Below are 26,856 nucleotides of genomic sequence, written 5' to 3'. Positions count from 1 at the left end.
AGTGAGAAAACTAAGAGTGAGGCAGAGCGGCAGTGAAAATCGCAGTAGTGGCATTGGGAAAAATCGGGCTACCGCTCGCCGTCCAGTTTGCCGACAAGGGACATGAAGTCATTGGCGTAGATGTCAACCAGCAAGTGGTTGACCTGGTCAACGCTGGTACAGAACCTTTCCCTGGTGAGGCTCATCTGCAAGAGAAACTCTCGGAACTTGTTCCTGCTGGTCGTTTGAAGGCCACCACAGAGTACGCGGAGGCCATCCCGAACGCCGATGCGGTGGTCCTTGTGGTTCCGCTCTTCGTCGATAAAGATGCTCGGCCAGATTTTGGCTGGATGGATGCAGCAACGGCTGACCTGGCTAAGCACCTGACCCCCGGCACCCTGGTTTCCTACGAGACAACCCTTCCGGTCGGTACCACGCGGACCCGCTGGAAGCCGGCTCTGGAAGCCGGCTCGGGGCTGACTGAAGGCAAGGACTTCCACCTGGTGTTTTCGCCGGAACGCGTACTCACCGGTCGGGTTTTCGAGGACCTTAGGAAGTACCCAAAGCTCATCGGCGGCCTTTCGGAAGCGGGTGCCCAGCGGGCGACTGAATTCTACGAAGCGGTTCTGGACTTTGACGAGCGTCCCGATCTGAAGCGCCCGAATGGGGTCTGGGACCTCGGGTCCGCGGAAGCCTCGGAGCTGGCAAAGCTGGCGGAAACCACTTATCGGGATGTCAACATTGGCTTGGCGAATCAATTTGCTCGATTCGCGACCACTTCCGGAATCGACATTTACCAGGTGATCGAAGCCTCCAACTCTCAGCCGTATAGCCATATCCATCAGCCGGGTATCGCCGTCGGAGGTCACTGCATTCCGGTGTACCCCAGGCTGTACCTGTGGAATGATCCGGAGGCCACCGTAGTTCGAGCGGCGCGGGAGGCTAACGCTCAGATGCCGGAATATACCGTGGGTTTGCTGGAAGGTGCCTATGGTGATTTAGCCGGAGCCAAAGTCGTAGTGCTTGGTGCTGCGTACCGTGGCGGCGTGAAGGAAACCGCTTTCTCAGGCGTTTTCGACGCAGTCGAGTCGCTCAAACGCCGCGGCGCTGTGGTGAAGGTCCATGACCCGCTCTACAGTGACGAGGAACTCTCTAAACTTGGTTTTGAGGCCCACCACTTGGGTGAACCCGTTGATGCTGCGGTGGTCCAAGCTGATCACACAGAGTACCGTTCCCTGGGGCCGGCAGACCTTCCCGGAATCAAGGTCTTCATCGATGGCCGCCGGGTGAGCTCGGCGGACGCCTGGGATGGGGTGCTGTACCGGGTTATTGGCAAGTCCTAATGTCTCGAGTCTTAGTTCTCACGCTCTGGTTCCCATCAGTCGAGCATCCAGCCTCAGCGCCCTTCAACTTATTGCACACCGCGGCGATTGCGCGTAAACATCAGGTCCGAGTGCTTCATATACAACTTGGTTCCCGTGCACCGATGATTCGGGAGAACTATCAAGGCATTGACGTGACTCGAGTGGGGCTGCCGGGGCGGGACTTCAGGAAATACCTAGGGATACTCAAGCTCATACTCCCGTTTTTGCGAGATGCTGACATTTTGCACACCATGGCGTTTCCGATACTGCCCTTGGCCACGCCTTTACGCTTGCTGGGGCGAACACCTTGGGTTCATAGCGAGCACTGGAGCGGATTGGCACAAGCGGTACAGCCTATCGGTGCACGGAGAGCATGGTTCCGATACGTTCTCCGGCGGCCAAACTGGATTACTGCAGTGAGTACCGCTCAGCGTGAGCAACTCGCCGCTTTCACCGGGAGGAGAAACCTCAGCGTCGTGCCTAATGTTGTCTCGCCTGTGAAAGCTCTGGCTGCTCGCGAAGGTGGGAGGACAGGCGTGTTGAACCTCGTTTCGATAGGCGGGCTGGTGGCGGGCAAGCGACCGGAACTGGCTATCGAAGTATTGAGCTTGCTGAGAGCCGAGGGCGTTGAAGCGTATTTGACCTGGGTGGGCGAAGGGCCGCTTCGCGGAGAGATCGAGGGCCTTGCCCGGGAACGTGGTGTCACTAACTATTTGCGGCTTACTGGCAGTCTTGAGCACGACAAAGCATTGGCTGAATTGGCCGAGGCGGACATATTTTTTCTCCCTACTGCGCACGAGACATTCTGTGTTGCCGCTGCCGAAGCTGTTTCGGCTGGGCTCCCTGTGGTGCTTACCGATCTGCCGGCGGTGCATGATTTCTTGGACGAATCTAATAGCGTTCTGGTCCAGGACTCCGCTCCGGGTTCGTATGTCGCCGGAATCCGGTTGGCGATGTCCAAATTCTGTGAGGTTTCAGCTGAACAGATCTCTCAGACCATCAGCGACAAGCTAAGCCCGGAGGTGGTAGCCGAGCTGTTCGACGACATTTACCGTGAGCTTAGAAAAGTCAGCGGTTCGCCCCCCCCGAACAGAGACGATGATGATTTGATTCAGTACGAGCCACCAAGCGGTCGATAGAACATAAAAAACTCCTCGTCCCATTTCTCTGAGACGAACCGATAAGCAGGAAGTGAACATGACATCAATAGCCCAAAGTGCGGATGTTGCAGAAGGCGTGCAGCTCGGCGCTGGAACAAAAATTTGGCATCTTGCTCAGGTTCGTGAAGGAGCAGTGCTGGGGGAGAACTGCATTGTAGGTCGTGGTGCCTACGTCGGTAGCGGCGTGCAGATCGGCGAGAACACTAAGATTCAGAACTACGCCTTGGTATATGAGCCAGCCAAGCTAGGAAAGGGTGTTTTCATTGGCCCAGCCGTTGTACTCACAAATGACACCTATCCTCGTTCGGTCAGCCCGGATGGAAGCCTGAAGAGCGCCCACGATTGGGAGCCTGTGGGAGTCACCATTGAAGACGGGGCATCCATCGGGGCGAGAGCTGTTTGCATTGCCCCGGTGACTATCGGCAGATGGGCCACCGTGGCGGCGGGTGCCGTGGTCGCGAAGGATGTGCCAGCCTTCGCGCTGGTGGCCGGAGTGCCAGCCAAACGACTCGGATGGGTTGGTAAAGCTGGAGTGCCACTTCGTGCCGAGGACGGTTTTTGGGTGTGTCCGCAGACCGGCGCCAAGTATATTGAAGATGGAAATTCCCTGAAAGAAGCAGAGGACGACGCATGAGCCAGGACTTTATCCCCGCAGCCAAGCCGATTATCGGCGCAGAGGAAAGGGCAGCCGTTGACGCCGTGTTGAGTTCTGGCATGCTCGCCCAAGGCAAACAAGTGGCCGACTTTGAGACCGAGTTCTCATCGGTTCTTTCCGATGGGCGCGCCGCAGTGGCTGTGAATTCGGGTACTTCTGGCTTGCACCTCGGGTTACTTGCCGCCGGAGTGGGTGCGGGAGACGAGGTTATTGTCCCCTCCTTCACCTTTGCTGCGACAGCTAACTCGGTGGCCTTGACTGGTGCTACTCCGGTATTCGCCGATATTGAGCTGGATTATTACGGCCTCGACGCTGGACATGTGGCTTCACTGATCACAGAGAAGACCAAGGGCATTATGCCGGTGCACCTCTACGGGCATCCCTTCGATGTCAATGGCCTTGGCAAGCTTGCCGATGAACGAGGACTCGAACTTTATGAAGATGCCGCACAAGCGCACGGCGCCAGCGTTAACGGCAAGAAGGTTGGTACCTTCGGGGCTTTTGCCATGTTCAGCCTCTACCCGACCAAGAACATGACTTCGGGTGAAGGTGGCATGGTTACGACGTCGAACCCCGAGATTGAGCGCAAGCTGCGGCTTTTGCGCAACCAGGGTATGGAGAAGCAGTATGAGAACGAATTGGTTGGGTTCAACGCCCGGATGACCGATCTTCATGCGGCCATAGGTCGGGTACAGCTAACGAAGGTGTTGGGCTGGACCGAGCAACGACAGCAGAATGCCGCTTTCCTGGACGCTAATCTGTCCGGAGTTCAGACGCCCAAGGTGGCTCCGGGAGCCTCGCATGTGTATCACCAATACACGATTCGAGTATCTGAGGATCGGGACGGACTCGCCAAGGCTTTGCGCGAAGAGTACAACATCGGCTCGGGTGTCTACTACCCGGTTCCCAACCACAGGCTACTGCCCTTTATGCGTACTGAGGATCTGCCGAATACCGAGATCGCAGCCAAGGAAGTGTTGTCGCTACCGGTGCACCCTTCGCTCAGCCAAGGAGACCTGGAGCGAATAGTCAATGCGGTCAACACTCTGGCCAAGGCTGGCTCCTAAGATGACTGACAACAGAACCCTGAGGGTGGGTTTGATTGGCTTGGGCATGATGGGACGTCACCACGCCCGGGTTATTCGTGAAGTGGAAGGCTTGGAACTGGTTGCTGTGGCGGATGCGTTCGGCGATCCGCACGGAGTAGCCGGGGGGCTTCCGGTGCTTGGCTCTGTGGACGAATTGATTGAAGTGGGCTTGGATATGGCCGTGGCTGCGGTACCCACAGGGATGCATGAAGAAGTTGGCTTGGCTCTGGCAGCGGCTGGGGTTCATACCTTGGTGGAGAAGCCCATAGCTGCCAGCACAGCGGCTGGGCAGCGGCTGGTCGATGCTTTTGATGCTCGTGGCATCGTCGGCGCAGTGGGGCATATCGAACGGTTCAACCCGGCCTTGCAATCCTTACGGAAACGCCTGCAAGCTGGCGAACTTGGTGAGGTCTACCAGATCGCGACTCGACGGCAAGGCCCATTCCCAGCCAGGATCGCCGATGTCGGCGTGGTGAAGGATCTGGGTACGCATGACATCGACCTGACCGCCTGGTTGGCGCAAAGCGAGTTCGAAACGATTTTTGCACGTACCACCACCCGCAGCGGACGTCCACATGAGGACATGGTGGCTGCCACCGGGCAACTTGCCAACGGCACAATCACTAACCATTTGGTGAATTGGCTTTCCCCCATGAAGGAACGACTAACTGTGGTTACCGGTGAGAAGGGCGCATTCGTGGCAGATACGATTACCGCAGACCTAACCTTCTTCGAGAACGGCACAGTTGCTACCCAATGGGAGTCGATGGCTGCTTTCCGAGGCGTTTCCGAAGGTAACGTGACTCGCCTGGCTATCCCGAAGGCAGAGCCGCTTCGTACCGAGCACGAAGCCTTCAGGGACGCTGTTCTGGGGGTGCGCAACGACGTTGTCACCATGCGGGAGGGGCTGAACACCCTAAGGGTCGCCGAGGCAGTACTGGAGTCAGCAGGTGCCGGACAGATGGTGAGGGTTTCCGGTTCGTGAGTGACGGACGAAAAGTCACCATCGTTTCCAGACTGTTTGCCCCCGAGGTGGGAGCCGCGGCATTTCGATTGCGTGTCCTGGCTGAAAGCTTGGTCGCGAAAGGGGCTGAAGTTCAGGTATTAACTTCGAAGCCGCCGACTCAATCAGCGAGTGAATTTCATGCCGATTACCGCATCTCAAGGTGGCCAGTATTGAGAGATCAAGGCGGGAACGTTCGCGGATATATTCAATATTTGAGTTTTGATTTACCCGTGTTTTTTAGATTGCTGTTTTCCGCAAAGACCGACGTCTACGTGGTTGAGCCACCCCCTACCACCGGACTGATGGTTGCCATGGTGTCCATGCTAAGACGCACCCCGTTCGTGTATTACTCCGCAGACGTCTCGTCTAGCGCGGCAAAAGGAATCGGTGTGGGGGCGCTTCCACTCAAGATTCTGACCTGGCTTGAGCGTCTGGTGTTGAGACGTTCTGCGGGCATACTTACAGTTTCTGCCGCAGTCAAAGCTGAGATCGAAGAGCTTATCGGAACTCGAAAGGATATTTGGGTTGTCGGTACGGGCGTCGATACCGATACTTTTTCTTTCGAGGGGATTGCCGAAGACCCGGGATTTCCCTATTTCCTCTATGCCGGAACCATGTCGGAAATACAGGGAACAACGGTCTTCGTTGAGGGGTTCAAGCTGATCGCTGATGAGTTCCCAGAGCTCAAGCTATTGTTGTTCGGTCAAGGAACCGAGGTGGCAGAGCTTCAAGCCCTAACTAGCGGGTTTGAAGAACGTATTGCTATTCGACCACCGATTTCTGGCCAGGAGATAGCCCGTTGGTTCAGGGGAGCAAAAGCAAATTTAGCTTCTGTCCGTCCGAGTAGAGGGTACGACTTTGCTTTCGCGACTAAGGCTTTGGCCGGTATGTCCGCGGGAGTTCCTTGCATTTATGCAGGGGTTGGGCCAATGCGCGCACTCATTGATGACAACGGGCTAGGTTGGACGGCGGATTGGACACCTGCGTCGGTAGCAGAAGCATTTAGGAAGGCCCTTAGAGAACCATTTTCTACGGAGGGGCGCAACCAACTAGCGGGGTGGACAGAAGAACATCATTCCTTGAAAGCTGTCGGAACTGAGGCTGCAAGCCGGGTTCTAGCCGCCAGGCGTTAGGTTCAGATGACCGCGATCAATGCTCTGCCCCGACATCTAGCCAGTAAAAAAACCTTCATCCACCTTCCGGGTGGATATTCAGGCGCTTAGAGCCGTTGCCATCGGCCTAGTGCTGGCTAACCATCTTTTTCCAGGTAGGCTCACTGGTGGTTATGTGGGAGTCGACGTCTTCTTCGTCATCTCCGGTTATCTTATCACCGCACATCTTTGGAAGGAGATCTCCGGAACTGGAAAACTGAGGATTGGGCGGTTCTATGCACGTCGGATTCTACGGCTATTACCAGCGGCTTTTCTGGTATTGGTAGTCGCCCTTCTCACTGTTGCCATTTGGCTGCCTTTTTCGCGTTGGTCCGAAACCTCGCAGCAGGTCCTGGGATCTGCTTTATACCTAGAGAACTGGCTACTGGCCGCAAATTCTATAGATTATTCTGCCCTAACGGCGGACGCCACCGTTGCTCAGCATTATTGGTCGCTTTCGGTCGAAGAGCAGTTCTATCTGATCTGGCCTTGGTTGCTTTTTGGCCTGTACCTGCTGGGCCGGAGATTTTGGCGGGCACGTATCTTGCCAGTTGTGGTTGCTCTGATCGCCGTGCTACTCGGGAGTTTGTTGTGCTCAATTTTGATCACCGAATTCAGTAAACCGCAAGCTTATTTCGTCACGCCGGTGCGGGCATGGGAGTTTGCTACCGGAGCTTTGGTCTTCTTCCTTGCTCGGCGTCTGCGATGCTCCTTCACGGTGTGTACATCGATGGCGATTGCAGGTTTTGCCGCCATCGCACTGAGTGCTTTTTGGTTTAGTCCGACAACCGCATTTCCCGGTTATGCGGCTTTGGTACCAGTGCTAGGCACAGCACTGGTAATACTTTCGGGAAGCCTAGCCAAGGACCTTCCGACCGATCGCCTGCTCGCTTGGGCACCTGTCCAATATCTGGGGAATATCTCCTATTCGCTGTACCTTTGGCATTGGCCGCTCATCGTAGTGGCGCCTTTTGTGGTTGGCGCTCCCCTGAGCGGTATCGGGAAGCTCGTTTTGGCCGTAATAGCTGTTCTCCTTGCTGCACTGAGTAAGGGGCTGATCGAGGACCCTGGACGGCATGCTCTTTGGCTTTCGGCCAAGCCATGGAGAAGTTTCCTAGCCATGCTCTGCGCCATGGCCCTGATAGCAGGTCTTGCGTCCTGGCAAACAGCGAGTGCTAACCAGCGGGCTGATCAGGCTGCTCAGCTCATCCAACAGCAGGAAACACTCCCATGTTACGGACCCAGAGCACTGGCGCCCGGAGCTAATTGTTCTGATCCCTTTGGTCCTGCGAAGGTATCTACAATGTCAAAAGTCAATCAATACTGGAATCTTCCCTCGGAATGTGGGTCAGCTCTAGATGATCTCAATGCTGGCTCAACCAAAACACATGTTGTCTGCGATTTCTCTCGCGGTAACCCGGAGTCTGAAAACATTTGGGTGGTTGGTGACTCGCATGCTGAACAGTGGAAGGCTGCCCTGTTTGAAGTTGCAAGGCAACAGGGTTGGAAAGTTGACATGGCAATGCTTGGGGGCTGTGCCATTGCCGATGTGAAGTTTCTCGGCTTTGAAGGAGCGAGAGATCCAGGATTGGCCGCACGATGTTCCACTTGGCAGAAATCGGTGACTAGCGCGGTTACGAAAGCAAAACCAGCCGCGGTATTTACGTCTATGTTCGCTCGTAGAATGGGCGTGGACGGTGTGGGAGAGGAACCGAATCGGGCATTTGAGGAGGGTCTGGTTCGGACTTGGAAGACTTGGTCGGAGTCTGGAATCCGGGTATTGGTGCTAGCTGATCCGCCGCTCAATAAGGACGTCAGACCCGGCGATTGCTTGAACCTCAAAGCGAGCAAACCGGTCGACTGTGCAGTTCCTCGTACTACCGCGCAGCCGCCTGATCCGATGAGCCAAGCCGTTGGTTTGGCTTCCGATCCGGGCATTCGACTGATTGACCTCACTAATTATTTTTGTGACAAGACTCTCTGCTACGTAGTAATCGGTGGAGTCTCGGTGTATTTCGATGCTAATCACCTAAATGCCGAGTACAGCAAGCTGTTGGCACCCTACCTGAATGAAAAGATTGGCGTTCTTGGTCATTGATGAGAAATGCAGACCGAGCAGTTGGCTTCCTCGGACTCTGAACGATAGTCTTTCCAACGACGTAACGAACCTGGGAGAAGGTGAATAAGCTGGCAAGAAGTTGGAGCCCCAAGTGGCTGAGAAACGACTTTCTTCGCCACGTTGCAACGTTGCTAGTAGGAACCACGGCAGCACAAGCCCTGTTGCTCCTGCTGACCCCGGTTCTCTCCCGACTGTACAGTCCACAGGACTACGGCCTTTTTTCCATCTACAGTTCCATCGTTAGCACTCTCGCTGTCGTGGCGGCTTTGAGATACGACATGGCGATCATGCTTCCGGACCAGGACGCCGATGCCAAAGTCCTCAAGCGAGGGGCCACCCGGTTAATTCTGTTGGTCTGTCTGATTGCCACTGTGGTTTGCGGAATAGCGGCTCCGATGATAGCCAGTGCGGTCGGAGATCCGTCATTGGCGCCCTGGCTTTTTCTGATTGGATTGAGTACTTTCACTCTGGCTGAAATCTCCGCCTTGACCTACTGGTTGAACAGGAAGAGCGAGTATCGAGCCATTGGAGTGAACCGCGTACTGCAAAGCGGAGGGACCGCCGTCGCCCAGCTCGGTTTGGCTTTGGCTAAACTGGGCGGCATCACCGGGCTGATCATCGGGGCACTACTAGGACAGACCGCAGCTTGGCTAACCTTGCGGCATAAAGCCAGAGAAGTTCGCTCAGGTTTGGAAGAATCCAACACATCGTTGCGGAAGTTACTGAGACGATATCGTCGGATGCCACTGCTCAACGGGCCGAATGTTCTGGTTGATGCTGTGCGGGTCAACGGGATCAATATCATGATCGGAATCGTGTATTCCGGGTCTTTGCTAGGGCAGTTCTACATGGCTTGGCGGGTACTTCAGGTTCCGCTGGGGCTAATTAATGGTGCATTAGCCCAGGTCTTCTTTCAGAAGCTTTCGGTGACTGAACGAGGTTCGATGTTTCGATTCGCTAAAGCCTCGATCCTTCGTTCAGCTGCCCTGGGTGTCGTCCCATTCCTCATTATCTACTTCCTCTCTCCCTGGATCTTTCCTGTCGTTCTAGGAGCTCAATGGGGGGACGCTGGTTATATCGCCCAGGCCTTAGTTCCTTGGCTCTATATGAGCCTGATTACTTCACCGATCTCAACAGTGTTCGTGGTGACGGAAACACAGCACTACATGCTGATTCATTCCATCTTTTATGCCGGGGTGCCGCTGGCCTTGCTGTATTTCTTGAAGGGCGACATCGTGAGCAATTTGAGCATCGTCGCTTGGGCGATGGCGCTGATACTGGTTATTTTCGCGGCGTTGGCATTATGGGTCAGCACACGCTACGACAAAGAGCTTCAGCCTAAACCTGAAGCACCATCTAACTGAACGAAGTTCCTAATGCTATGCAGTCCTCATCACGCTATCGATGGAAAGCACAACACATGAGCCAAATGATCTACCACGTTCCCTATGCGCTGGATACGGGCGCAAAGACCGGTAGCGGAATCCGCCCGGTTCGAATGCTTGAGGCGTTCCGTTCCCTGGGGTATCAGGTCGAATTGGTGGCCGGACATTCAAAGGAGCGGGCTCGGATCATCAAGGCGCTGCGCGCCCGAATCAAGTCCGGCGAGAAGTTCGCGTTTGTCTATTCGGAGAGCAGTACTATGCCGACTCCTCTGACGGATCCACGACATATACCGGTACGCCCGCTGATGGATTTCAGATTCTTGAGATTGTGCCGGGTGCGGGGTATCCGGACTGGCCTGTTCTATCGGGACATCTATTGGCGTTTCCCTCAGTACAATGAGCAGGTCAATGTTCTCCTGGGCCTGGGCACCCGGTTCTTCTACAACCTCGATCTACTCGGGTATAAACGCTCCATCGACAAGCTCTACTTGCCTTCCTTGGGCATGGGGAAATTTGTTCCGCATATGCCTTCGGAACGGTTCGCAGCGCTTCCGCCAGGCGGACAGATTGTAGATTTACCAACCAAGGAAAAATCGGAGTTTTTGGAACTTTTCTACGTTGGAGGCTTAGGTGGTTATTACGACATGCGCGCTTGTGTGCGCGCGGTGAATGCCTCATCATCGGCCCATCTAACGATCTGTACGACTAAGCAGGAGTGGGAAGCCTATAAAGAGGACTACTCGGAGATCTTGACCGATAAGATCTCAATCGTCCATAAGAGCGGTGCCGAGCTAGTCGAGCATTATGCGAAGGCGGATGCCTGCATGCTCTTTATCGAACCAAGCGTCTACCGTTCCTTTGCTGCTCCGATTAAATTTGCCGAATACCTTGGTTTCGGAAAGCCGGTGATTGTCAACGATGGGACTAATGTCGCCGAATTTGTTCGCAATCATGGAAATGGCTGGGTCTTGCCGTTTGAGACATCCGTACTGACTGACCTGATCGAGACTCTCACCCGAGACCCCGAACAACTCCGCGAAGCTACTAAGACTACGCTCGCAGTTCGTGAACAGAACACTTGGGAGGCTCGAGCTCGCCAGGTAGAACGAGACCTAGCGGGCTCTTAGTGCGATTAGCCTGCAAAAGTCCGGAGAATGGCGTCTACTGCGTATTGGGCGGCCTTGCCATCGCCGTAGGGAGTCGCATCTGTTGGGCTCGGCGCAGGACGTTGCACCGTTTCGGTCAGAGTGCGTAGATCGTTCCCTACCAAGCGATTCCAACCGAGTTCTACCGTCTCCACCCATTCCGTTTCCGTTCGTACTGTGGTGCAGGGGACGCGGAGCAGGAATGCTTCCTTTTGCAATCCGCCTGAGTCGGTGACGACACCGGCACTGTTCATTACTGCGTGAATCAGATCGGGATATGCAAGCGGGTTCGTCACTCGAATAGAGCCTTGTTCTAAGGACAGATTGTGAGTTTGCGCGAGACTAACTAGACGCGGATGTGCCAGCAGAACAACGGGCTTATCCAGTTCGGCCAGAGCCGAGACAATGGCGCTCAAACGCTCTGCTGAATCAGTGTTATCAGGGCGATGGATGGTGCAAACATAGTAGTCCTTACTAGGTAGAGCGAGAGGTAAGGGGCGTTCCGTAGCTGCAAGCCTGTCTCGAACCTGGAAAAGTACGTCCGTCATCACATCGCCCACTAGAGCGGTTTTGTCAGCTAACCCTTCGGTTCTAAGGTGGTCCACCGCGACCTGAGTAGGGGCGAGAAGTAGATCGGCGCTGTGATCTGTTAGGACGCGATTATGCTCCTCTGGCATTCGACGGTTAAAGGAGCGTAATCCAGCCTCAAGATGGACCAATGGAATATGAAGCTTGACGGACGCAATGGCGGCGGCCAGCGTCGAGTTGGTGTCGCCATAGACTAGGACGCAATCGGGGGATGCCTGCTCAAAGATCTCTTCCAAGCCAGTGAGCATCGCTCCAGTTTGAGCACCGTGCTTTCCGGACCCCACTCCGAGGTTGTATTGCGGTGCGGGAATCTGCAGATCACGGAAAAAAACGTCGCTCATCAGCTGGTCGTAATGCTGCCCGGTGTGAGCAATTAGATGCTCTGCCCGTCCCTTCATCGCAGCGGCGATGGGGGCAAGCTTAACAAACTGAGGGCGTGCGCCAACGACGCTGAGGATTCGCATAGAACCAAGTTTAGAGGAAGAGAGGGACGTCCGGAGTATCTTCTGTGGCATGGCGATACGTGATAAGCAGAGGAGTCGCGCTAAGGCACCGTGGGTTAGCGATGAACTAAACAGGTAGCTCGCGGTAGAGGTCTTCGAGACGTTCTTCTAGTACAACGGCAGAGTGGAAACGTTGCGCCCACTCGCGACCCGCTACCGCGGTCTTTGCTGCCGTAGCGGGATCTTCGAGGATGCGGGACACTAATCTCAACGGCTTCTCTTCGGCAGTGTTGTACAGCGGTGCCTTCTGGCCGTAGACCTCGTCCTGAGTGAATTTGGCTATTAGAGGTTTGGCCTGACACATTGCTTCTAGATCACTGAGCCCGAGTGCTCCGAAACAGATCTGTCCAATAACAATATCCGAGTCAGCAAGTTGCTGACGGAACCCTTCCGAGCTCATAAGAGGCAGTAGCTTAATGCCGGCTTCCGCGGCGGCGACTGCATGGGTTCCCCAGTCCAAACCCAAGAGTTCTAGCTTAGGATGTGCAACCTTGAGCTGTTTAGCCAAATCGATGAGTTCTGGGGCACCCTTAGAGTCATCCCAACGGCTCGCAAAAAAAACTCGGGTCCCATTTAGCTCTCGTTGTGGAGGTAGCGGCGTAGCAGTGGCTAGCGGTAGGGGAGCCGGAAACCACTGGGCATCCGGTCTTAGCGCCAAAACGGCCCCGGCGAGATCAGGGGTAGAATACAGCACTTTGTCTGCGGTTCGAATTGAATATTTCACCACTGGACCGAGAACCTTTGAATTCAAGTCTTGGCGCACGTCTGTGCCGTGCAGGTGAAGAACAACGCCGTGGCGTCCCCAGCCATAGTAGCCAGATACCCCGTAGTTAATGTGCAAAATGTCAGGACGAGGACGAATGCACCGTGTCTTGAGTAAGTGTCGGAGACGTTTCAGTACCATATTCCAAGGTGCGACTCCTCGTCCAGCTGGGACATCGCTCAGCGACCAATCCAAGCCTTTTTCGCGGGCGACTTCGATGAGGCTGCGTGAAGTCCCGGAAATATCGCCAAGGTGTAATACTCTCATCATGCTCTGAACTCCTTCGCTTTGAAAGATTCTCGGTACTCCCGCCGGACGACTGACCTAATTGCATGCGGTGACTTGATAAAGTTTTGCCTCTCCATCGGAGGCAAGGAGCTTCAGTCCCGAGGCAGCGGCTAAGTTATCAAGTCCGGCAAAGCCCTCGGTTCCTTGGTTGATTTCTTGAGGTCCAAAGTCTAGAACATAGTAACTATTCAGAGCTTTGAGGGCTGGACAGACGGCGGGGTCGCTCGCTACCTTATTCAGCTTGTTGATAACGGTGAGGCTGGCACCGACAGCTGGGCTCCCGATAGCCGGGATCAAAGCGTTCCTGTCACTGATGGCGTAGACCAGAGAAGCTCCTGTCCAAGGATTATCTATCACAACCGAATCCTCTGGGACGAAATTATCGAGCCTCGATAGAAGCGTCAATTCATCAGTTGAAAGTAGTTCCGAACTCGCTGTCAGTTCATAGGCTTTTGCCGCGTTGACCTGTGCAGTTTTGACTGATTCTCCTTGGCAGAAATAAGCCACAGACCCGATCAATACGGCGGTAGCTACAACTGAGACAATGGGAAGCCGCAACCAGTTGGATGAAACTCTCTTGAGCTTCGCCAAGGTCTCTGCAATCCAGAGACCCCCCGAAGAGGCCACCACGATGGCGACGACCGGCAGAATAGCGGCTAGCCGGTTGCTGTCGTTGTACCAAACCCCGGTGTAGAACGATCTAGTCTGATCGGCTGGGAAGCCCGCTACTACGATGTACAACGCGCAGCTCAAAAGAAAACAACCAAGCAACCAAAACGCACGACGGCGAGCTATTAGATACACGATGCCCAGAGCTGTGAGTAACAGGACAGTCCAGGAGATGAAGCCGCCCTGTGGCGCGCTCGACAATGCTTCCCCCAGAGCTCGTGGAACCGTCGTTATCGGGGGCCAGAAGGAAGCTTTCTCAGTAGGACGGATGGTCACCCAGATGTAATAAGCGACGCCGATATACGCAGCGAAGATAATTAAGGGAAAAGCTATAAAGCCAACGGGTCGCTTAGAACGGTAGACCGTGGAGATACTTCGAAACACCCAAGCAATCAAAGGGGGGATCGCGAAGACCATCAAAGTCATTGCCGTGCTTGGGTGGGACAGAGCCAAGCCAGCTCCTGAGATGGCTAGTAGAAGGAAGGCCAGCAGACGTTCTGGACGTGGAGTTTTCGCAAGCCCCAAGAATCCGATGACCATCCCGAGAGCGAAGGGTAAAAGAGCGATTGAGAGCAAATTGGGGTATAGGACACCAAACTCAAGCATGAGATAGGGAAACGAGGCGAAGGCTCCGGCCAGCGCCCCTGTAATCATGATCGGGATGAGCCGGTTACCGTGAACTTGTTTCACCAGCATCATGGCACCGAGCGGCCAAACCAGGGCAGCGATGAGTAAATTCATGATGTTGACGGAGACTGGGATCGAAATTCCGGTAGAGCCTGCTAAAAGGGCGACTATGTCGTGCCAAGCCCCTGGGTAGAAGGAAATCCCGCCATTCGGATCAAGCGCGCCGAGAGTGAGCGAAGAACCACGACCGCTATCGATGATAAAACGGATAGCGTTCAAGTGGAAGACATTGTCATAGGTCTGGGAGATATGCTCTGGGCTTCCGGTGATCTTGATGAATCTCACCGTGAGAATGAAAGCTGCAATGCCCAGAGACACGGCGAATGCTGCAATTGACCTGAGCCTGGGTAAGGGGCGCCACCGGAGTCGGAGCGGCTCCTTATGCTTTCTGGAGTGGTAAATGTAGCGAACTACGATTACTACAACAGAGCTGATCACGGTGAAGCCTATAAGCGGAAGTAGCGACCAGCGAACGTGGATCAGTTGCGCGGCCACAGCTCCAACTGAAGACAACGAGACTGTTAAGGGCGCGGCTGCACTCCACCAAATCAAGCCACGTGCTCCGAGAGCTTTTGCCAGGACGAGGCCGGGGACAAAAAGAATGAGTAACGCTGCTATCACATTGGGTGCTGTTTGCAGCCAACTCATTTGGTCTCCTAGCTCTCTGCCGACATTCCAGGATACAAGCTGTCATCAAGATTCCGCCAAGCCACGAACCCAGCCCACGCCTGAAGCTGACATTCAGTATGGAATACTTGATAGGTGAGTCGTACCTGGGTAGTCATTCCGATGTTCAATGAAGCCTCAGTTGTCGGCGCTGTCATTGAGGGAGTGCGCGAAGTCTTCCCCCATGTGGTCTGTGTCGATGACGGTAGTCGCGACAACTCTCAAGGGGTTGCCCGTGAGGCCGGGGCCATCGTTGTACAGCACCCCATAAATCTTGGCCAGGGCGCAGCGCTGCAAACCGGCTTTGAGTATTGTCTACAGGATCCTGAACTGGATTGTGTCATTACTTTTGATGCAGACGGGCAACATCGAGTCTCAGACGCCAAGGCAATGGCGGACCGAATAACCTCAGGTGAGGCGGACGTGGTCCTCGGATCACGATTCCTGGATGATCGAACCCAATTGTCGCCGATGAAGCGCCTCGTGCTTCGGACTGCGGCCATTCAGTCTCGTTGGTCAACCGGGCTGTCCCTCACTGACGCTCACAACGGCCTTCGAGCCTTCAATCCTCAAGTAGTGGGCTCGATCCATTTGCAGCAAAATCGGATGGCTCACGCTTCAGAACTTATCCATCAACTTGCTGAGCTTAACCCTCGGTGGGTGGAACAGCCGGTGGAGATCATCTATACCGAATATTCCAAATCCAAAGGTCAGTCCTTACTGAATTCTGTAAACATCCTCGCTGACCTCTTCCTTAGGTGACCCCGTGCAAATTGTTGTTCAGATCGTTCTGGTAATAGCGGTTCTCCTGGGATCACTGGTGTTGATGCGTGGGGGAGCGAACGCCCGGCACCTGGCAATTCGGCGCATTTTGTTGCTGCTCTTTGCTTTCGTGGCTGTGCTTTCCGTGTTTTTTCCAGAATTGTCGACCCAGGTCGCCCGGTTTTTCGGAATCGGTCGTGGAACCGATCTGGTCCTCTACGGCCTGCTGGTCAGCTTTCTGGTATTTATGGCCACGACCTATCAGCGTTTTCGCCACATGGAGACCACCCTTACCAAGCTGTCTCGACGGATCGCCTTGGACGAGGCGCCGCGTCCTGACTCTGATCATGACAGCCCGGAACCGGATGGTTCAAAACCTGTTTTCTCTTCTGGCGATGAACAGCCTCGCAGCTAGGGCGACCGTTCAATCTGAATTGGCTGAGTTGAGCACGCTGTCGATATAAGGTGCCAGCGCTCGTGAATAGTCGAAGCTGAGGTGTGAGAGGTCACGATAGACAATTACCGACCCAATCTGAGGGTAGCAAAGTTTCTTGTCACAAAATTGGTCTCGCAGGGGAACACGTATTATTCCGCTAGTACTCATTTTGGTCGCGGCATGAGTGATTGCCGCGCCGGCGGGATAAGCCTTGTCAACGGGTAAGGCACAAGCCAACACATCTTTGGGATGGGAAGCTAGACAGGTAGGGATGTTCTGACCGTTAGTGCGTGGGACATCGTCGAATACAACCACTTTCTTACCGGCCGCAATAAACTCTTTCCAGACAGCTTCATAGCCCTCCGTCGCTGGGTCTGCCAGTTTTGAACCGTTTGGAGATTCGTAGGTATATGCGGTTGAAAAGGCCGCGGTGAACACTGTACTGATGGTTTTGTCTTTGGCTAGGGCGTCGATGAGATTCTGTCCCCAGCCTGTGCAGTTCTCTTGATTGTTATGGCTAGTCTCTGAAGCAAGTACTCTTTTGGCTGTAGTCAACGGGCAAGACGTTTTAGTATAGGCCTTGATATGCCATCCATGTTTTTCTGCTAAAACTTCTAGAGCTGGTAGCCACGCAGTGGCGTGCGAATCTCCGACCATAGCGATCGTGAGCGTGGCTTTGCTCTGCTCGACTCCCAGATCGCAAGAGGATAGGTCTGTTCCGTCGAAACTTGCTTGGCAAGCCTGGTAACGCAAATCCGAGTTCTGCTTCATCACGGACGCTGGTCCAGGATTTGGGGTGCCAACGCCAGTAGGTGGGATGCACTGGTTGGGATGAGCGAGCGAACCGGGACCGTAACAGGTGCCCTGCGGGTCAAGTTGTTGAGCGCTATCTCCTGTGTTTGCCAGGGAAGTCAACCCCATCGATAGAACGATCATTACTGCCATGCTGGCAGCCGCGAATCCGTATGTCCGAGGCAAGGACGCTAGTAGACGTCCTTTTCTGAGGGGATCTTCGATCAGCAACTTGGTCAGCCAAGACAGGAAGATTGTGAGGATTAGGACCAAGATTTTACCGAGTGTGCCGACATCGTGGCCTAATAAGTAGGGAGCCACGATCAGTAGTGGCCAATGCCACAAATAAATAGCATAGGAAAGGTCACCGATAAAGGTCATCGGCTTCAGGGAGAGCCACCATCCGGCGTCCATCCGAGACCGTCCAGTTGCACATAACAGCACCGCGACTGTCCCCAATACCGGGATTGCCGCCGTCCAACCCGGGAACGGGGTTTGAGAGTTAAACATGAAAGCGGCAGTCAGAATGGCTGCTACGCCAAACCAACTGACGAACTTTCCGGACAGACCGCGCAGTGGTGATTGATTCCCCAGGAGCGCTACGAGTGCTCCAGCCACGAACTCCCAGACTCTGGCGGGAGTTACGAAATAGGCCTGAGGCGGGGAAGCTATTGTTATATAGATCGAATAACTGAGTGAAAGTACTCCAAGCACCGATAGTCCCACAAACAAAGTCCTTTTGAAGGCTCGTTGGTGAAGCTGACGGATATCTTTGATCTTGGACGAGGTAAACAGGATCATGATGACAATGAGTATCGGCCACAGTACGTAGAACTGTTCTTCAACGGAAAGCGACCAGTAGTGCTGGACGACGGTAGCGTCATCGTGCTGCGTCGAATAATCTACTGAATCGAGGGCTAGAATCCAGTTCTGAACATAGAGGGCGCTTGCCGCAGTTTGTTTAGCAGTGTTCTCCCACAAAGTGGAGGGGACCCACAGGAGCACGGCTCCAAGCGAAGCCAGAATGACTAGAAAAGAGGCCGGAAGTAGCCTGCGGATCCGACGAGCCCAAAATTTGGCTAATGAAAGTGTGGACTTCTGAGCCACCTCTCGAACCATATGACTAGTAATGAGATAGCCAGAGATCACAAAGAAGACATCGACACCCACAAAGCCACCGCTTAAATGATTTGGCCAGAGGTGGTAGAGCACCACCGTGAGAACCGCGATCGTGCGTAGTCCCTGGATCTCTGAACGAAAGCCACCTCCAGCTTGAACTTGCTTCGCTCGGCGAGGCCTGAGAGCGGAGGAGGGGAAGGCGTTCGTTGTCGACACAGAGGTAAATCCTACCCGAAGCCTTTTGGAGGGAGGCTCCCAACCGTTCCGCCGGGCGAGCAACCACCTGGGGCTGGGGTCGGAGAAACCTCCGAACCCAGCCCCAGGTCTTGTCTAGCAATTAGACAGTGTCCAATTATGGAGTAGGTGTTGCCCAAGCAGCTCCAATTGACCATGAGGTCATCTCGTCAAACTGCGTTGCCGAGTCAGCTCCGCTGATCGGACCGCCGCTGGTGCCAGCGTACAAGTTTCCGGAGTTATGACGGAGAATACGAGTTGGATTGGCATACCACTGCAGGTTAATACCGGTACCGCTTCTGGCGATTCGGCCACACCAGGTTGCCAGGTCCGCTCTAGGAGCCGAGACTATTCCTGTCCTTGCGGTACTGCTATCTGCGTACAGATACTTGCCGGGCAAGCTGACTGACTCAAAGCTATAGCACTTGGGGTCAGCAAGTCCGGGAACAACCTTCCACGATGCGTCTTTACGCTGCAACTCTGTAGAGGATGCTGTTACCAGGTTGTTCACGTAGCCTAGGCCATTCTCGTGCCTAACTGACTTACCCTTGGAGACATCCGGAGCTACCGCCTGAATCGAGATATAGCTGTGTGTGATGTCATATTTCGCCTGGCCAACGACGGATGCTGTCCATTGCTGCTTTGCCTGGCCCGCATACTTCTGCTGAGTGACCTTTTCATCAGTGTTCACAACTACGCCGGCGGCACCAGCGACGAATCCAGTCGCTACGTTGGAAAGTTGGAATTTTCCACCGCCCGCAGGGAGGGTTTTCCACTGTTGGAATGTGCTCTGGGCTGAGCAGGTGGTTTGTGCTAGGGCCGCGTTCTCGCCTGTGCTTTCACCCAGAACAGACAAACAGAGCTTTCCAAAGTCGGCTTCTAATGTGTAAATTCCTGCTGAGACTTCGGTGACTTCCCAACGAGTTCTAGTGCTATCCGCACACTTCACAGACTGCATTGTGGTGTTCTCTACCTTGGTAAAAGCAGGGAGCCCCAAACAGGAGTCCGTGATACCAGCGTTTTTGATCAAGACAATCGAGCCGGATGCGACCCCAGGGAGCTTGTTTCCATTAGCGATAGTCTGTTGAATCCAGGGATTCACATCATCGATACGGGTGGCGAAAGCGCCGTCTTGGGTTTGAGTGGAGCCGATACAGTTTTTCTGCCAGGAGCGGGAGTTAAGGGCAACGAGTTCCTGACCTGCGGCCGTGGTACGTAGGCCGGGCGCTCCGGAGTCACCGAGGCAGAGGCTAGCATCGACCGGGTTGAATCCGTTGATAGTAATTTCTTTAGCATTCACGTCACTGACCGTGAAGGATGCTTTATGGGAGACCTTGGGTACCCACTCAGTTTTGGTACGTCCCCAGCCAACGAAGTCTAGTTTCTCATCAGCCACAGGTGCGGCGGTCGCAAGCTTGATCGGGGTAGTGTTCAAGGCCGGAGTTGCGAGCTTTACCAACACCAGGTCACGCCCATCGGCCTCTTTATATGGCTGGATCTGCTCTACCGCGGTACCCGCATTGTCGCGCGAGGCGGCATCGAGACCGAAGAGCACCTTAGCCGGGAGTGCTGGTTTACCTGCAGGAACACTCGCGTAGTTAGCTGGATTCTGACTGAAACAGCTGGCCACGGTGGCAACCCAGGACTGATCGATCAACGCTCCCGTGCAGGTCCCGTAGCCGGTAGCTACTTTAACGACGTTGAGGTTTTCATTGTTGGGCACGTCAGTACCGTTAGAGAGCGCGGACGCTGGTAAAGCGCTTAGTCCGGCAATGCTGACGGCAGCGATCGCGATGATCCCAGCTGTTCGGGATTTGGCCCCTTTAAATGTTTTGAACATACGAAATCTTTCTCTAGCTCGATGAGGAGTTGGGTTATTTGACGCGGAGCTCGACGAGGGTGACCTCGCCGCTGTCGATGGGGTCAATGCCCATATTGGTGTTAGCGGGAACAGTTTGCTGTTCCGGCGCAGCTCCGGACTCAGTGGTAGTGATCGTCAGTTCCTTCGCTCCGGATCTGACTCCGAACGAACCTGGGATCTCCATCTTTAGCCAACCAGTCGGGCCAGTGACATCGAAACAGATCTTCGCCCCGGGACGAATAGAACTCTCCACCTTGATTTGAGTTGGCTTTGAGCTATCACAGGTGGCGTAAATAATCTGTCCGTCACCTTCCTTGAGCAAGATATTCGTGGTTGCAGCGATTTGCTCAGCATTGGGGTGAATATAGTTCTCCACCGTGTACCCAGGCTCTAACGGGGTGCCTACAGGCTCCACCGTGTAGCCAGGCTGATCCGTGGTGGCGGCAATCGCGCTAGGCGCTATAACCAGCGAGCCCGCGAGAGCACTGAGGAGGCCAAGGCTCAGCGCGCCAAGCTGGAGTGGTCTTGAACCACCCTTCATGAATCTCTTCATATTTCCTCTTTCAGATGACAAGCGTCATCAAGGTGAGTTGAGTGCGAATAGAACAGATGCCCCGGCGAATCGGGGTCATGGTGGATCAAGCTAACAGCTCCCACCGACAGCACGAGCAGGTGAAATCGAAGATCAGTTCCGCGCGTCCCTCTTGCTCGTCACTAACTTCAAACCTTCCCGTACTCATCAAATCTACCTGGCTAACTCACAGCATTTGCAAAGATTGATTGGAAGTTTTGTTGGAAGTGACTGGAAGTTTTCGCCGCGAACGGCTTGAGCCCTCCGGCCCACCCCAAGAAAATACGAACATCACCTCCATTACCAACACCCTCCCCAAACCACTGAAGAGGAAACCCCTCCAAACACCACCAACCCGACTCTGTGTCGCACCTCCGACGCTGCTCTCGTCGAGTATGTCGTGTATGAAGTTGCGGCTGAGAAAGCCAGCTACGTTCGGAGGACGTCTTGAGCTAGGTGTCGATGGCCGTCTAGGAAGGAATCCGGAATGTTTGTCGTTCATTCTGATAGCTCTGTCGAAGAGCTGGCGACTGGTTAGGACCTGGCGAAGCCTAGCGAAGGGAAGCTCTAACCCGCTGCGGTCTTGGATGTATTGAATCTAGAGTTGCCTCTAGCATCGATAGCTCGATGATGGAATCTTTCTGATCCACAGTGCAACGCGAACTTCTTGACTAGTACCTTTAGCCGAGTCGCCACTAACTCGGCCGAACGATCTTCGTACGGATCGAAGCTTAGTTAGCCCGTCCCAACCCCGATGAACCCTCCTAAGAGCACAAGGAAGAAAAAATTCTAATCGGAAGTGAGCCTTTGTTCTCTTCGGGAGTTTCAGATTTATGAATAAGAGATTACTGTAGCGATATTTTTTTAAATCCGCTTTCCATGAATTTAAATAAATATTTCGCCCGTTTAAGACAGCTAAAAGATTGCTGTTTAGGAATTATGGAGTCGATCATCCAGTCAAAATCTTTGCAATAAGATAGTGGACTAGTTGATCTTTTCCCCGCCGGCGATCACGTATGGACCCCACCCGCTACCGAACAGTGTACGAGGGCCCCAACGATAGCTGCCGAGTACCGGATAATAGTAGAGCTTGCCATCTCTTGCTCGGGCGATAAGCCCGAGGCTGCCTTTGCCCGCAAAATCCGAGGAAACGCTTATGCTGGTCATGCTGTTCCAGCCAGAGCCGACGATTTTCCTGGTCTCTGAGATGAAGTTGCCGGCACCGTTTGAACGATATAGCCGCAGGGTGCCATTCGAACTTTGAGCCAGCAGATCCTGATTGCCGTCGCTGTCGAAATCAACCATGGTGGTATTCAGTCCGGTCCAGCCCTGCCCAACTTGGCTAGAGGAAGCAAACCCCTTTCCTGACGCACGCCAAAGTCGCAGTGTTCCGGACGGTTCTCTGCTTAGAACCTGAGGGTAGTTGCTTGCGGTCAGCCAATAGCCGATTGTGAGTTGATTCCTTGACCATCCGGAACTCGCGAGCACCGGACCAGCGCTGAAGCCTCCAACGGAGGCGCCCAGGTAAACATTGACCTTCCCACTAGTCCATTGGGCCACGATGTCGAGTGTCCCATCGGCATTCCAATCGATGACATTCAACGAACGAACCCCGAGCCAGCCAGTACCAATCTTCTTACGCGATCCCACGCTCGTGGTTCCCGTCGCGGGATAGTCCCAAAGAACGCCGCTCGAATCGGCTGCGACTACATCTCCTGGCGACTTAATCGAAGGACCGGTAGGCGTCGTAGGCACCGCATTGGCCGCGGCGGCAAATTTCTTCAGATTGTCGTAGCTGCCGTTCCAAGCGTTGGAATCGCCGTCGAAGGGACCCGTTGCGCTGTACTGCCACACGCTATAGGTAGACCAGCCATTGGGCAACGGGGCTGGACCGACATTGTTATAGGCGGCAATGTGTAGTGGCTGATTGGAGAAAGCTCCCGAGTTTCCGGTACAGGTCTTCCACCAATCAGTAGTGGTATAGATCATCGGCAGCCGACCGGTCCGGACCTGGACACGACTAGAGAAGTCGCGGATCCAGCTCACCAGGGCTGAGGCACTCATGTTGTAACAGCTATTACCCAGAGAAGTGTAGGGGTTGTACTCAATATCCAGCAGCGGTGGCATCGTTCGGCCATCGGAACTCCAGCCGCCACCGTTGTTAACGAAGTAGTCGGCTTGAGCCACTGCCGTGGAAGCAGAGGGGAGGGCGAAATGGTAGGCGCCCCGAATCATTCCGGCGTTATAAGAACCTGTGTACTGGGAACTGAAACTTGAACTAGTGAAGTTGATTCCCTCGGTTGCCTTGACGTAGGCAAATCGAGCTCCCATGCTGTATTGAGTCGCCCAGTTGACGTTCGGCTGGTACCCACTGACGTCTAAACCTTGGACTCCTGGGGCTGTCCAGGTGCTCGTGGCCGTAGCAGCTTGCGGCGCTGCAAGTCTCGATGAGATTTGCGAGCTGGGCTGAGCGGGAATACTTTGGCCCATATGGGCACCGTTGGTGCCGATCTCCTTTGCCAGAGCAGTCAAATCGACTGGCGGAGCCTGGGTATCGGCCTGCGCGGTAGGAATATTGAGGAGGAGCGATCCGAGGAGGCAGCCGACGGCGAGCACCCCGCCGTAGCTTATTGATCGGCTGAGCCGGGTGGCAGTTACTTGCTTGTCTGAATTCATAAGTCACTCCGGTGGCTTGAGCCGTTCCCTTAGAAACGGCTCATGATGGCGACCTCAAGGGTAACATCTCTGTTGCAGACGTGGCCAGAGTTAACAGTGTTACTAATGAGGTAGAAGTCCGGAGGTACTCATTCGCATCAGCTGGATTCGAGACTCGTGGCAGGAGACCTCCAAGCATAGATAGCGAAGGGATGCTTCACCGATGCCCTAAGCTAGAAGATCATGGCTGATATCGATTTTCCGGCAGAGATCCGCACCCTGCGTGCTACCTACGAATCCATCGAGCGGGTGGTTGACGCAGCTTCGCTGCGCCGGGAAATCGAGGAACTCTCTGCCGAAGCAGGCGTCCCTGATCTTTGGGATGATCCGGCCAAGGCGCAGAAAGTCACCTCCAGGCTTTCCCACGCCCAATCTAAATTGGAGCGTCTAGAAACCCTCGAATCACGAATTGACGATCTGGAAGTCTTGGTCGAGCTGGCTGAATCGGAGCACGACGGCGATGCGCTGGCCGATGCGGTCAGTGAACTGGGCAAACTGCAGAAGTCCCTGCAAGAACTTGAGGTCACCACTCTGCTGGCGGGGGAGTACGACGAACGTGAAGCCGTGGTGACTATCCGCTCCGGTGCGGGTGGCGTGGATGCCGCTGATTTTGCCGAGATGCTGCTCCGGATGTATCTGCGCTGGGCTGAGCGCCACGGCTATTCAACCCAGATCCTGGACACCTCCTATGCCGAAGAAGCCGGTCTTAAATCCGCAACGTTCGAAGTCAAGGCGCCTTATGCCTTCGGCACCTTGAGCGTTGAGGCCGGAACCCATCGCCTGGTCCGAATCAGCCCCTTCGATAACCAGGGCCGCAGGCAGACCTCCTTTGCCGCCGTCGAAGTTATCCCGCTGATCGAACAGACCGACAGCATTGAAATCCCGGAGAACGATATTCGGGTAGATGTTTTCCGTTCCTCGGGCCCAGGTGGGCAATCCGTCAACACCACGGACTCCGCGGTGCGTCTCACCCACTTGCCTACCGGCACCGTGGTCTCGATGCAGAACGAAAAATCCCAGTTGCAGAACCGGGCCGCCGCGTTGCGAGTGCTGCAATCACGGCTGCTCTTGCTCAAAAAGCAAGAGGAAGACGCGGAGAAGAAGGCGCTTGCGGGGGACGTCAAAGCCTCCTGGGGCGATCAAATGCGCTCTTATGTCTTGAATCCGTATCAGATGGTGAAGGACCTGCGTACCGAGCATGAAGTGGGCAACACCTCGGGGGTCTTAGACGGTGAGATCGATGACTTCATTGACGCGGGTATCCGCTGGCGAGCCAACCAGCGCAACGCTGCGCAGTAGTTCAACGGCTTAGGCGCCGATAGGGCTTCAAACGCGGGAATTAGCTGTGTTTGAGGGGCTAATTCGCCGACACACCGAGCCGAGTCCGGTGAATAGTCACCCAGGGATGCCTATAGTCGAAAAGCCGGTGGACTCTTCCCCGATCCCTGCCCAGCTACCGGCGTACCACTGGGTGAAAAAAGAGCCATGATTCGTTTTGACACTGTCACCAAGGTCTATGACCGGAAAAGCCGTCCAGCTTTGGACAAAGTTTCTCTGGAGATCGACCGCGGTGAATTCGCCTTCCTGGTCGGTGCTTCCGGCTCGGGTAAATCAACCTTCCTCCGCCTGGTCCTCAAGGAGGATCGGGCTTCCAGCGGCACCGTATACGTGGCCGGCCAGAACGTGGCACATATTTCCTCCTGGCGAGTGCCTAAGCTAAGGCGCGGAATCGGAGTGGTTTTCCAAGACTTCCGCTTGCTCCCGCAGAAGACCGTGTTCGCCAATGTGGCCTTTGCCATGCAGGTGATCGGAAGCAACCGTAGCGTGATCCGGGAAACCGTTCCCGAGGTGCTCAAAACCGTCGGGCTGCAGGGCAAAGAGAATCGGATGCCGCACGAACTCTCCGGCGGTGAGCAGCAGCGAGTGGCCATTGCCCGCGCCGTGGTGAACAAGCCGGGGATCTTGCTGGCCGATGAGCCCACCGGAAACCTGGACCCGGAAACCTCGCTAGGCATTATGAAAGTCCTAGACAAAATTAATCAGAATGGCACCACCGTGGTGATGGCCACGCACGATGACGATATCGTCAACCAATACCGCAAGCGGGTGATCGAATTGCGCAATGGCGTGATTGTCCGCGACGAAGCGAAAGCGCTGTACACCTCGATGATCCCCAAGGTCGAAACCGTCGATGCCACCGAAGAAGCAGGAGATCAGAAATGAGACTCGGCTTCATCCTTGGCGAAATCGGCTCCGGCTTACGCCGCAATATGTCGATGGTTATCTCCGTCATTTTGGTTACCCTGGTCTCGCTCACCTTCGTTGGCGCTGCCTTCATGCTGCAGAAGCAGATCGATGTGATGAAGGGTTACTGGTACGACCGCATTCAGGTCTCGATCTTCCTCTGCAATAAGGATTCGGCCAGCCCGTCTTGCGCGGCCGGCGCGGTAACCGATGAGCAGAAGAAGAACATTCAAACGCTGCTGGACGCTCCGGACATCAAGCAGTACGTGAAGAACTCGCAATTTGAAACTCAAGACGAAGCCCTTCAGCACTTCCACGAGCAGTACAAGGATTCGCCGCTGGATGGCTCCATCACCGTCGATCAGCTACAGGCCTCGTTCCGGATTGGGCTGACGGATCCGGAGAAATACTCGATTTTCCAGGAGCGGTTCTCCTCCGTGCCGGGTGTGGATCAGGTGGTGGATCAGCGGAAGGTCCTGGAGCCGCTTTTCAAGGTGATGAACGGTGCCACCTGGTTCGCGGTGTCCATCGCGACCTTGATGACCGTGGCAGCCGCTCTGCTGGTGGCCACCACCATTCGGCTTTCGGCCTTTAGCCGAAGGCGTGAAACCGGCATTATGCGATTGGTCGGCGCTTCTAAGTCGGTGGTCCAATTGCCCTTCATTCTTGAGGGCGTAATCGCGGCCGTGATCGGTGCGGGGTTGGCTTGCGTGGCGCTATGGGCCTTTACTAAGTTCGCCATCCAGGACGTTTTTGTTCCGGCGAACCCGGGGGTTGCCTTTATTTCGGTGGCTCAGGTGTGGTGGGTAGGCCCCATCCTGATCGGTCTGAGCATTGTGATTGCGGGATTGTCCTCCTGGCTAAGTCTCAGGAAGCACTTGAAGGTCTAATATGTCTAGTACAACG

The 26,856-nt window shown here is 54.8% G+C and carries 21 protein-coding genes and 1 pseudogene; 15 read left to right on the top strand and 7 right to left on the bottom strand.

Going from position 1 to position 26,856, the window contains the following annotated elements; translation table 11 throughout:
* Positions 1-32: 32 nt before the first annotated feature.
* The 10 genes and pseudogenes from FHU41_RS05575 (at position 33) to FHU41_RS05535 (ending at position 11,034) form a co-directional block, all read left to right on the top strand.
* The gene (locus FHU41_RS05575) at positions 33-1,322 is read left to right on the top strand and encodes a nucleotide sugar dehydrogenase (RefSeq protein ID WP_179388606.1); all 1,290 of its coding nucleotides are present in this window, start codon (positions 33-35) and stop codon (positions 1,320-1,322) included.
* A pseudogene (locus FHU41_RS15485) lies at positions 1,322-1,825 on the top strand (glycosyltransferase); the annotation flags it as partial. The gene FHU41_RS05575 and the pseudogene FHU41_RS15485, both read left to right, overlap by 1 nt.
* Before the next feature lie 54 nt (positions 1,826-1,879).
* Complete coding sequence (locus tag FHU41_RS15050; RefSeq protein WP_343046249.1) at positions 1,880-2,482, top strand: glycosyltransferase; 603 nt, start codon at positions 1,880-1,882, stop codon at positions 2,480-2,482.
* A 58-nt stretch (positions 2,483-2,540) separates the two neighbouring features.
* A complete protein-coding gene (locus FHU41_RS05565) occupies positions 2,541-3,137 on the top strand; it encodes an N-acetyltransferase (protein ID WP_179388604.1) in 597 nt (198 codons plus the stop codon).
* Complete coding sequence (locus FHU41_RS05560; protein WP_179388603.1) at positions 3,134-4,225, top strand: DegT/DnrJ/EryC1/StrS family aminotransferase; 1,092 nt, start codon at positions 3,134-3,136, stop codon at positions 4,223-4,225. The genes FHU41_RS05565 and FHU41_RS05560 overlap by 4 nt, the downstream gene beginning before the upstream one ends.
* Before the next feature lies 1 nt (position 4,226).
* Positions 4,227-5,231 (top strand): Gfo/Idh/MocA family protein, encoded by a 1,005-nt coding sequence (locus FHU41_RS05555; protein ID WP_179388602.1) that lies wholly within the window; start codon positions 4,227-4,229, stop codon positions 5,229-5,231.
* A complete protein-coding gene (locus FHU41_RS05550; protein ID WP_179388601.1) occupies positions 5,228-6,385 on the top strand; it encodes a glycosyltransferase in 1,158 nt (385 codons plus the stop codon). Before FHU41_RS05555 ends, FHU41_RS05550 begins: the two co-directional genes overlap by 4 nt.
* 70 nt (positions 6,386-6,455) lie before the next feature.
* A complete protein-coding gene (locus FHU41_RS15385; RefSeq protein ID WP_179388600.1) occupies positions 6,456-8,501 on the top strand; it encodes an SGNH hydrolase domain-containing protein in 2,046 nt (681 codons plus the stop codon).
* Between the two features lie 80 nt (positions 8,502-8,581).
* Complete coding sequence (locus tag FHU41_RS05540; RefSeq protein ID WP_179388599.1) at positions 8,582-9,886, top strand: oligosaccharide flippase family protein; 1,305 nt, start codon at positions 8,582-8,584, stop codon at positions 9,884-9,886.
* A 56-nt stretch (positions 9,887-9,942) separates the two neighbouring features.
* On the top strand, positions 9,943-11,034 hold the full coding sequence (locus FHU41_RS05535) for a glycosyltransferase (RefSeq protein WP_179388598.1): 1,092 nt from the start codon (positions 9,943-9,945) through the stop codon (positions 11,032-11,034).
* Between the two features lie 5 nt (positions 11,035-11,039).
* Here FHU41_RS05535 and wecB read toward each other — a convergent pair whose 3' ends face one another.
* From wecB to FHU41_RS05520, 3 genes are all read right to left on the bottom strand, one after another.
* Positions 11,040-12,104, bottom strand: a complete 1,065-nt coding sequence (wecB, locus tag FHU41_RS05530; RefSeq protein WP_179388597.1) for a non-hydrolyzing UDP-N-acetylglucosamine 2-epimerase — start codon at positions 12,102-12,104, stop codon at positions 11,040-11,042.
* 106 nt (positions 12,105-12,210) lie between these two features.
* Positions 12,211-12,543 carry a glycosyltransferase gene (locus FHU41_RS05525; RefSeq protein ID WP_179388596.1) on the bottom strand — a complete coding sequence of 111 codons (333 nt, stop codon included), beginning with the start codon at positions 12,541-12,543 and terminating at the stop codon, positions 12,211-12,213.
* 687 nt (positions 12,544-13,230) lie between these two features.
* Complete coding sequence (locus FHU41_RS05520; RefSeq protein ID WP_179388595.1) at positions 13,231-15,198, bottom strand: DUF6541 family protein; 1,968 nt, start codon at positions 15,196-15,198, stop codon at positions 13,231-13,233.
* 114 nt (positions 15,199-15,312) lie between these two features.
* On the opposite strand from FHU41_RS05520, the gene FHU41_RS05515 reads away from it, so the two are divergent.
* Both FHU41_RS05515 and FHU41_RS05510 read left to right on the top strand, forming a co-directional pair.
* Positions 15,313-15,978, top strand: coding sequence for a glycosyltransferase family 2 protein (locus FHU41_RS05515; RefSeq protein WP_343046248.1), 666 nt, complete (start codon positions 15,313-15,315; stop codon positions 15,976-15,978).
* Positions 15,979-15,982: 4 nt separating this feature from the next.
* Complete coding sequence (locus FHU41_RS05510; protein WP_179388594.1) at positions 15,983-16,393, top strand: DUF2304 family protein; 411 nt, start codon at positions 15,983-15,985, stop codon at positions 16,391-16,393.
* Positions 16,394-16,402: 9 nt separating this feature from the next.
* On the opposite strand, the gene FHU41_RS05505 is transcribed toward FHU41_RS05510, so the two are convergent.
* The 4 genes from FHU41_RS05505 to FHU41_RS05490 all read right to left on the bottom strand — a co-directional run bounded on the left by FHU41_RS05505 (position 16,403) and on the right by FHU41_RS05490 (position 23,667).
* Complete coding sequence (locus FHU41_RS05505) at positions 16,403-18,541, bottom strand: SGNH hydrolase domain-containing protein (RefSeq protein ID WP_179388593.1); 2,139 nt, start codon at positions 18,539-18,541, stop codon at positions 16,403-16,405.
* 136 nt (positions 18,542-18,677) lie between these two features.
* A complete protein-coding gene (locus FHU41_RS05500; RefSeq protein ID WP_179388592.1) occupies positions 18,678-20,399 on the bottom strand; it encodes an AbfB domain-containing protein in 1,722 nt (573 codons plus the stop codon).
* 34 nt (positions 20,400-20,433) lie between these two features.
* Positions 20,434-20,973: a hypothetical protein gene (locus FHU41_RS05495; protein ID WP_179388591.1), complete on the bottom strand. Its 540-nt coding sequence runs from the start codon at positions 20,971-20,973 to the stop codon at positions 20,434-20,436.
* Between the two features lie 1,002 nt (positions 20,974-21,975).
* A complete protein-coding gene (locus FHU41_RS05490; protein WP_179388590.1) occupies positions 21,976-23,667 on the bottom strand; it encodes a GH25 family lysozyme in 1,692 nt (563 codons plus the stop codon).
* A 222-nt stretch (positions 23,668-23,889) separates the two neighbouring features.
* Between FHU41_RS05490 and prfB the strand changes: the two genes are divergently transcribed.
* The 3 genes from prfB (at position 23,890) to ftsX (ending at position 26,840) form a co-directional block, all read left to right on the top strand.
* Positions 23,890-25,005, top strand: a complete 1,116-nt coding sequence (prfB, locus tag FHU41_RS05485) for a peptide chain release factor 2 (protein WP_179388589.1) — start codon at positions 23,890-23,892, stop codon at positions 25,003-25,005.
* Positions 25,006-25,191: 186 nt separating this feature from the next.
* A complete protein-coding gene (gene ftsE, locus FHU41_RS05480; protein ID WP_179388588.1) occupies positions 25,192-25,929 on the top strand; it encodes a cell division ATP-binding protein FtsE in 738 nt (245 codons plus the stop codon).
* Positions 25,926-26,840, top strand: a complete 915-nt coding sequence (ftsX, locus tag FHU41_RS05475; protein ID WP_179388587.1) for a permease-like cell division protein FtsX — start codon at positions 25,926-25,928, stop codon at positions 26,838-26,840. Before ftsE ends, ftsX begins: the two co-directional genes overlap by 4 nt.
* Positions 26,841-26,856 lie beyond the last annotated feature (16 nt).

Source organism: Psychromicrobium silvestre, from assembly GCF_013408295.1.
Lineage (GTDB): Bacteria > Actinomycetota > Actinomycetes > Actinomycetales > Micrococcaceae > Renibacterium > Renibacterium silvestre.
The sequence above is the reverse complement of the archived record's forward strand: the minus strand, read 5'-3'. Positions and strand labels throughout refer to the sequence as shown.

Excerpts from the sequence above, each read along its gene's own strand:
- FHU41_RS05565 (WP_179388604.1), top strand. The coding sequence starts at position 2,541 with ATGACATCAATAGCCCAAAGTGCGGATGTTGCAGAAGGCGTGCAGCTC.
- FHU41_RS05560 (WP_179388603.1), top strand. The coding sequence starts at position 3,134 with ATGAGCCAGGACTTTATCCCCGCAGCCAAGCCGATTATCGGCGCAGAG.
- FHU41_RS05555 (WP_179388602.1), top strand. The coding sequence starts at position 4,227 with ATGACTGACAACAGAACCCTGAGGGTGGGTTTGATTGGCTTGGGCATG.
- FHU41_RS05535 (WP_179388598.1), top strand. The coding sequence starts at position 9,943 with ATGAGCCAAATGATCTACCACGTTCCCTATGCGCTGGATACGGGCGCA.
- wecB (WP_179388597.1), bottom strand. The coding sequence starts at position 12,104 with ATGCGAATCCTCAGCGTCGTTGGCGCACGCCCTCAGTTTGTTAAGCTT.
- FHU41_RS05525 (WP_179388596.1), bottom strand. The coding sequence starts at position 12,543 with ATGAGCTCGGAAGGGTTCCGTCAGCAACTTGCTGACTCGGATATTGTT.
- FHU41_RS05520 (WP_179388595.1), bottom strand. The coding sequence starts at position 15,198 with ATGAGTTGGCTGCAAACAGCACCCAATGTGATAGCAGCGTTACTCATT.
- FHU41_RS05500 (WP_179388592.1), bottom strand. The coding sequence starts at position 20,399 with ATGTTCAAAACATTTAAAGGGGCCAAATCCCGAACAGCTGGGATCATC.
- FHU41_RS05495 (WP_179388591.1), bottom strand. The coding sequence starts at position 20,973 with ATGAAGAGATTCATGAAGGGTGGTTCAAGACCACTCCAGCTTGGCGCG.
- FHU41_RS05490 (WP_179388590.1), bottom strand. The coding sequence starts at position 23,667 with ATGAATTCAGACAAGCAAGTAACTGCCACCCGGCTCAGCCGATCAATA.
- prfB (WP_179388589.1), top strand. The coding sequence starts at position 23,890 with ATGGCTGATATCGATTTTCCGGCAGAGATCCGCACCCTGCGTGCTACC.
- ftsE (WP_179388588.1), top strand. The coding sequence starts at position 25,192 with ATGATTCGTTTTGACACTGTCACCAAGGTCTATGACCGGAAAAGCCGT.
- ftsX (WP_179388587.1), top strand. The coding sequence starts at position 25,926 with ATGAGACTCGGCTTCATCCTTGGCGAAATCGGCTCCGGCTTACGCCGC.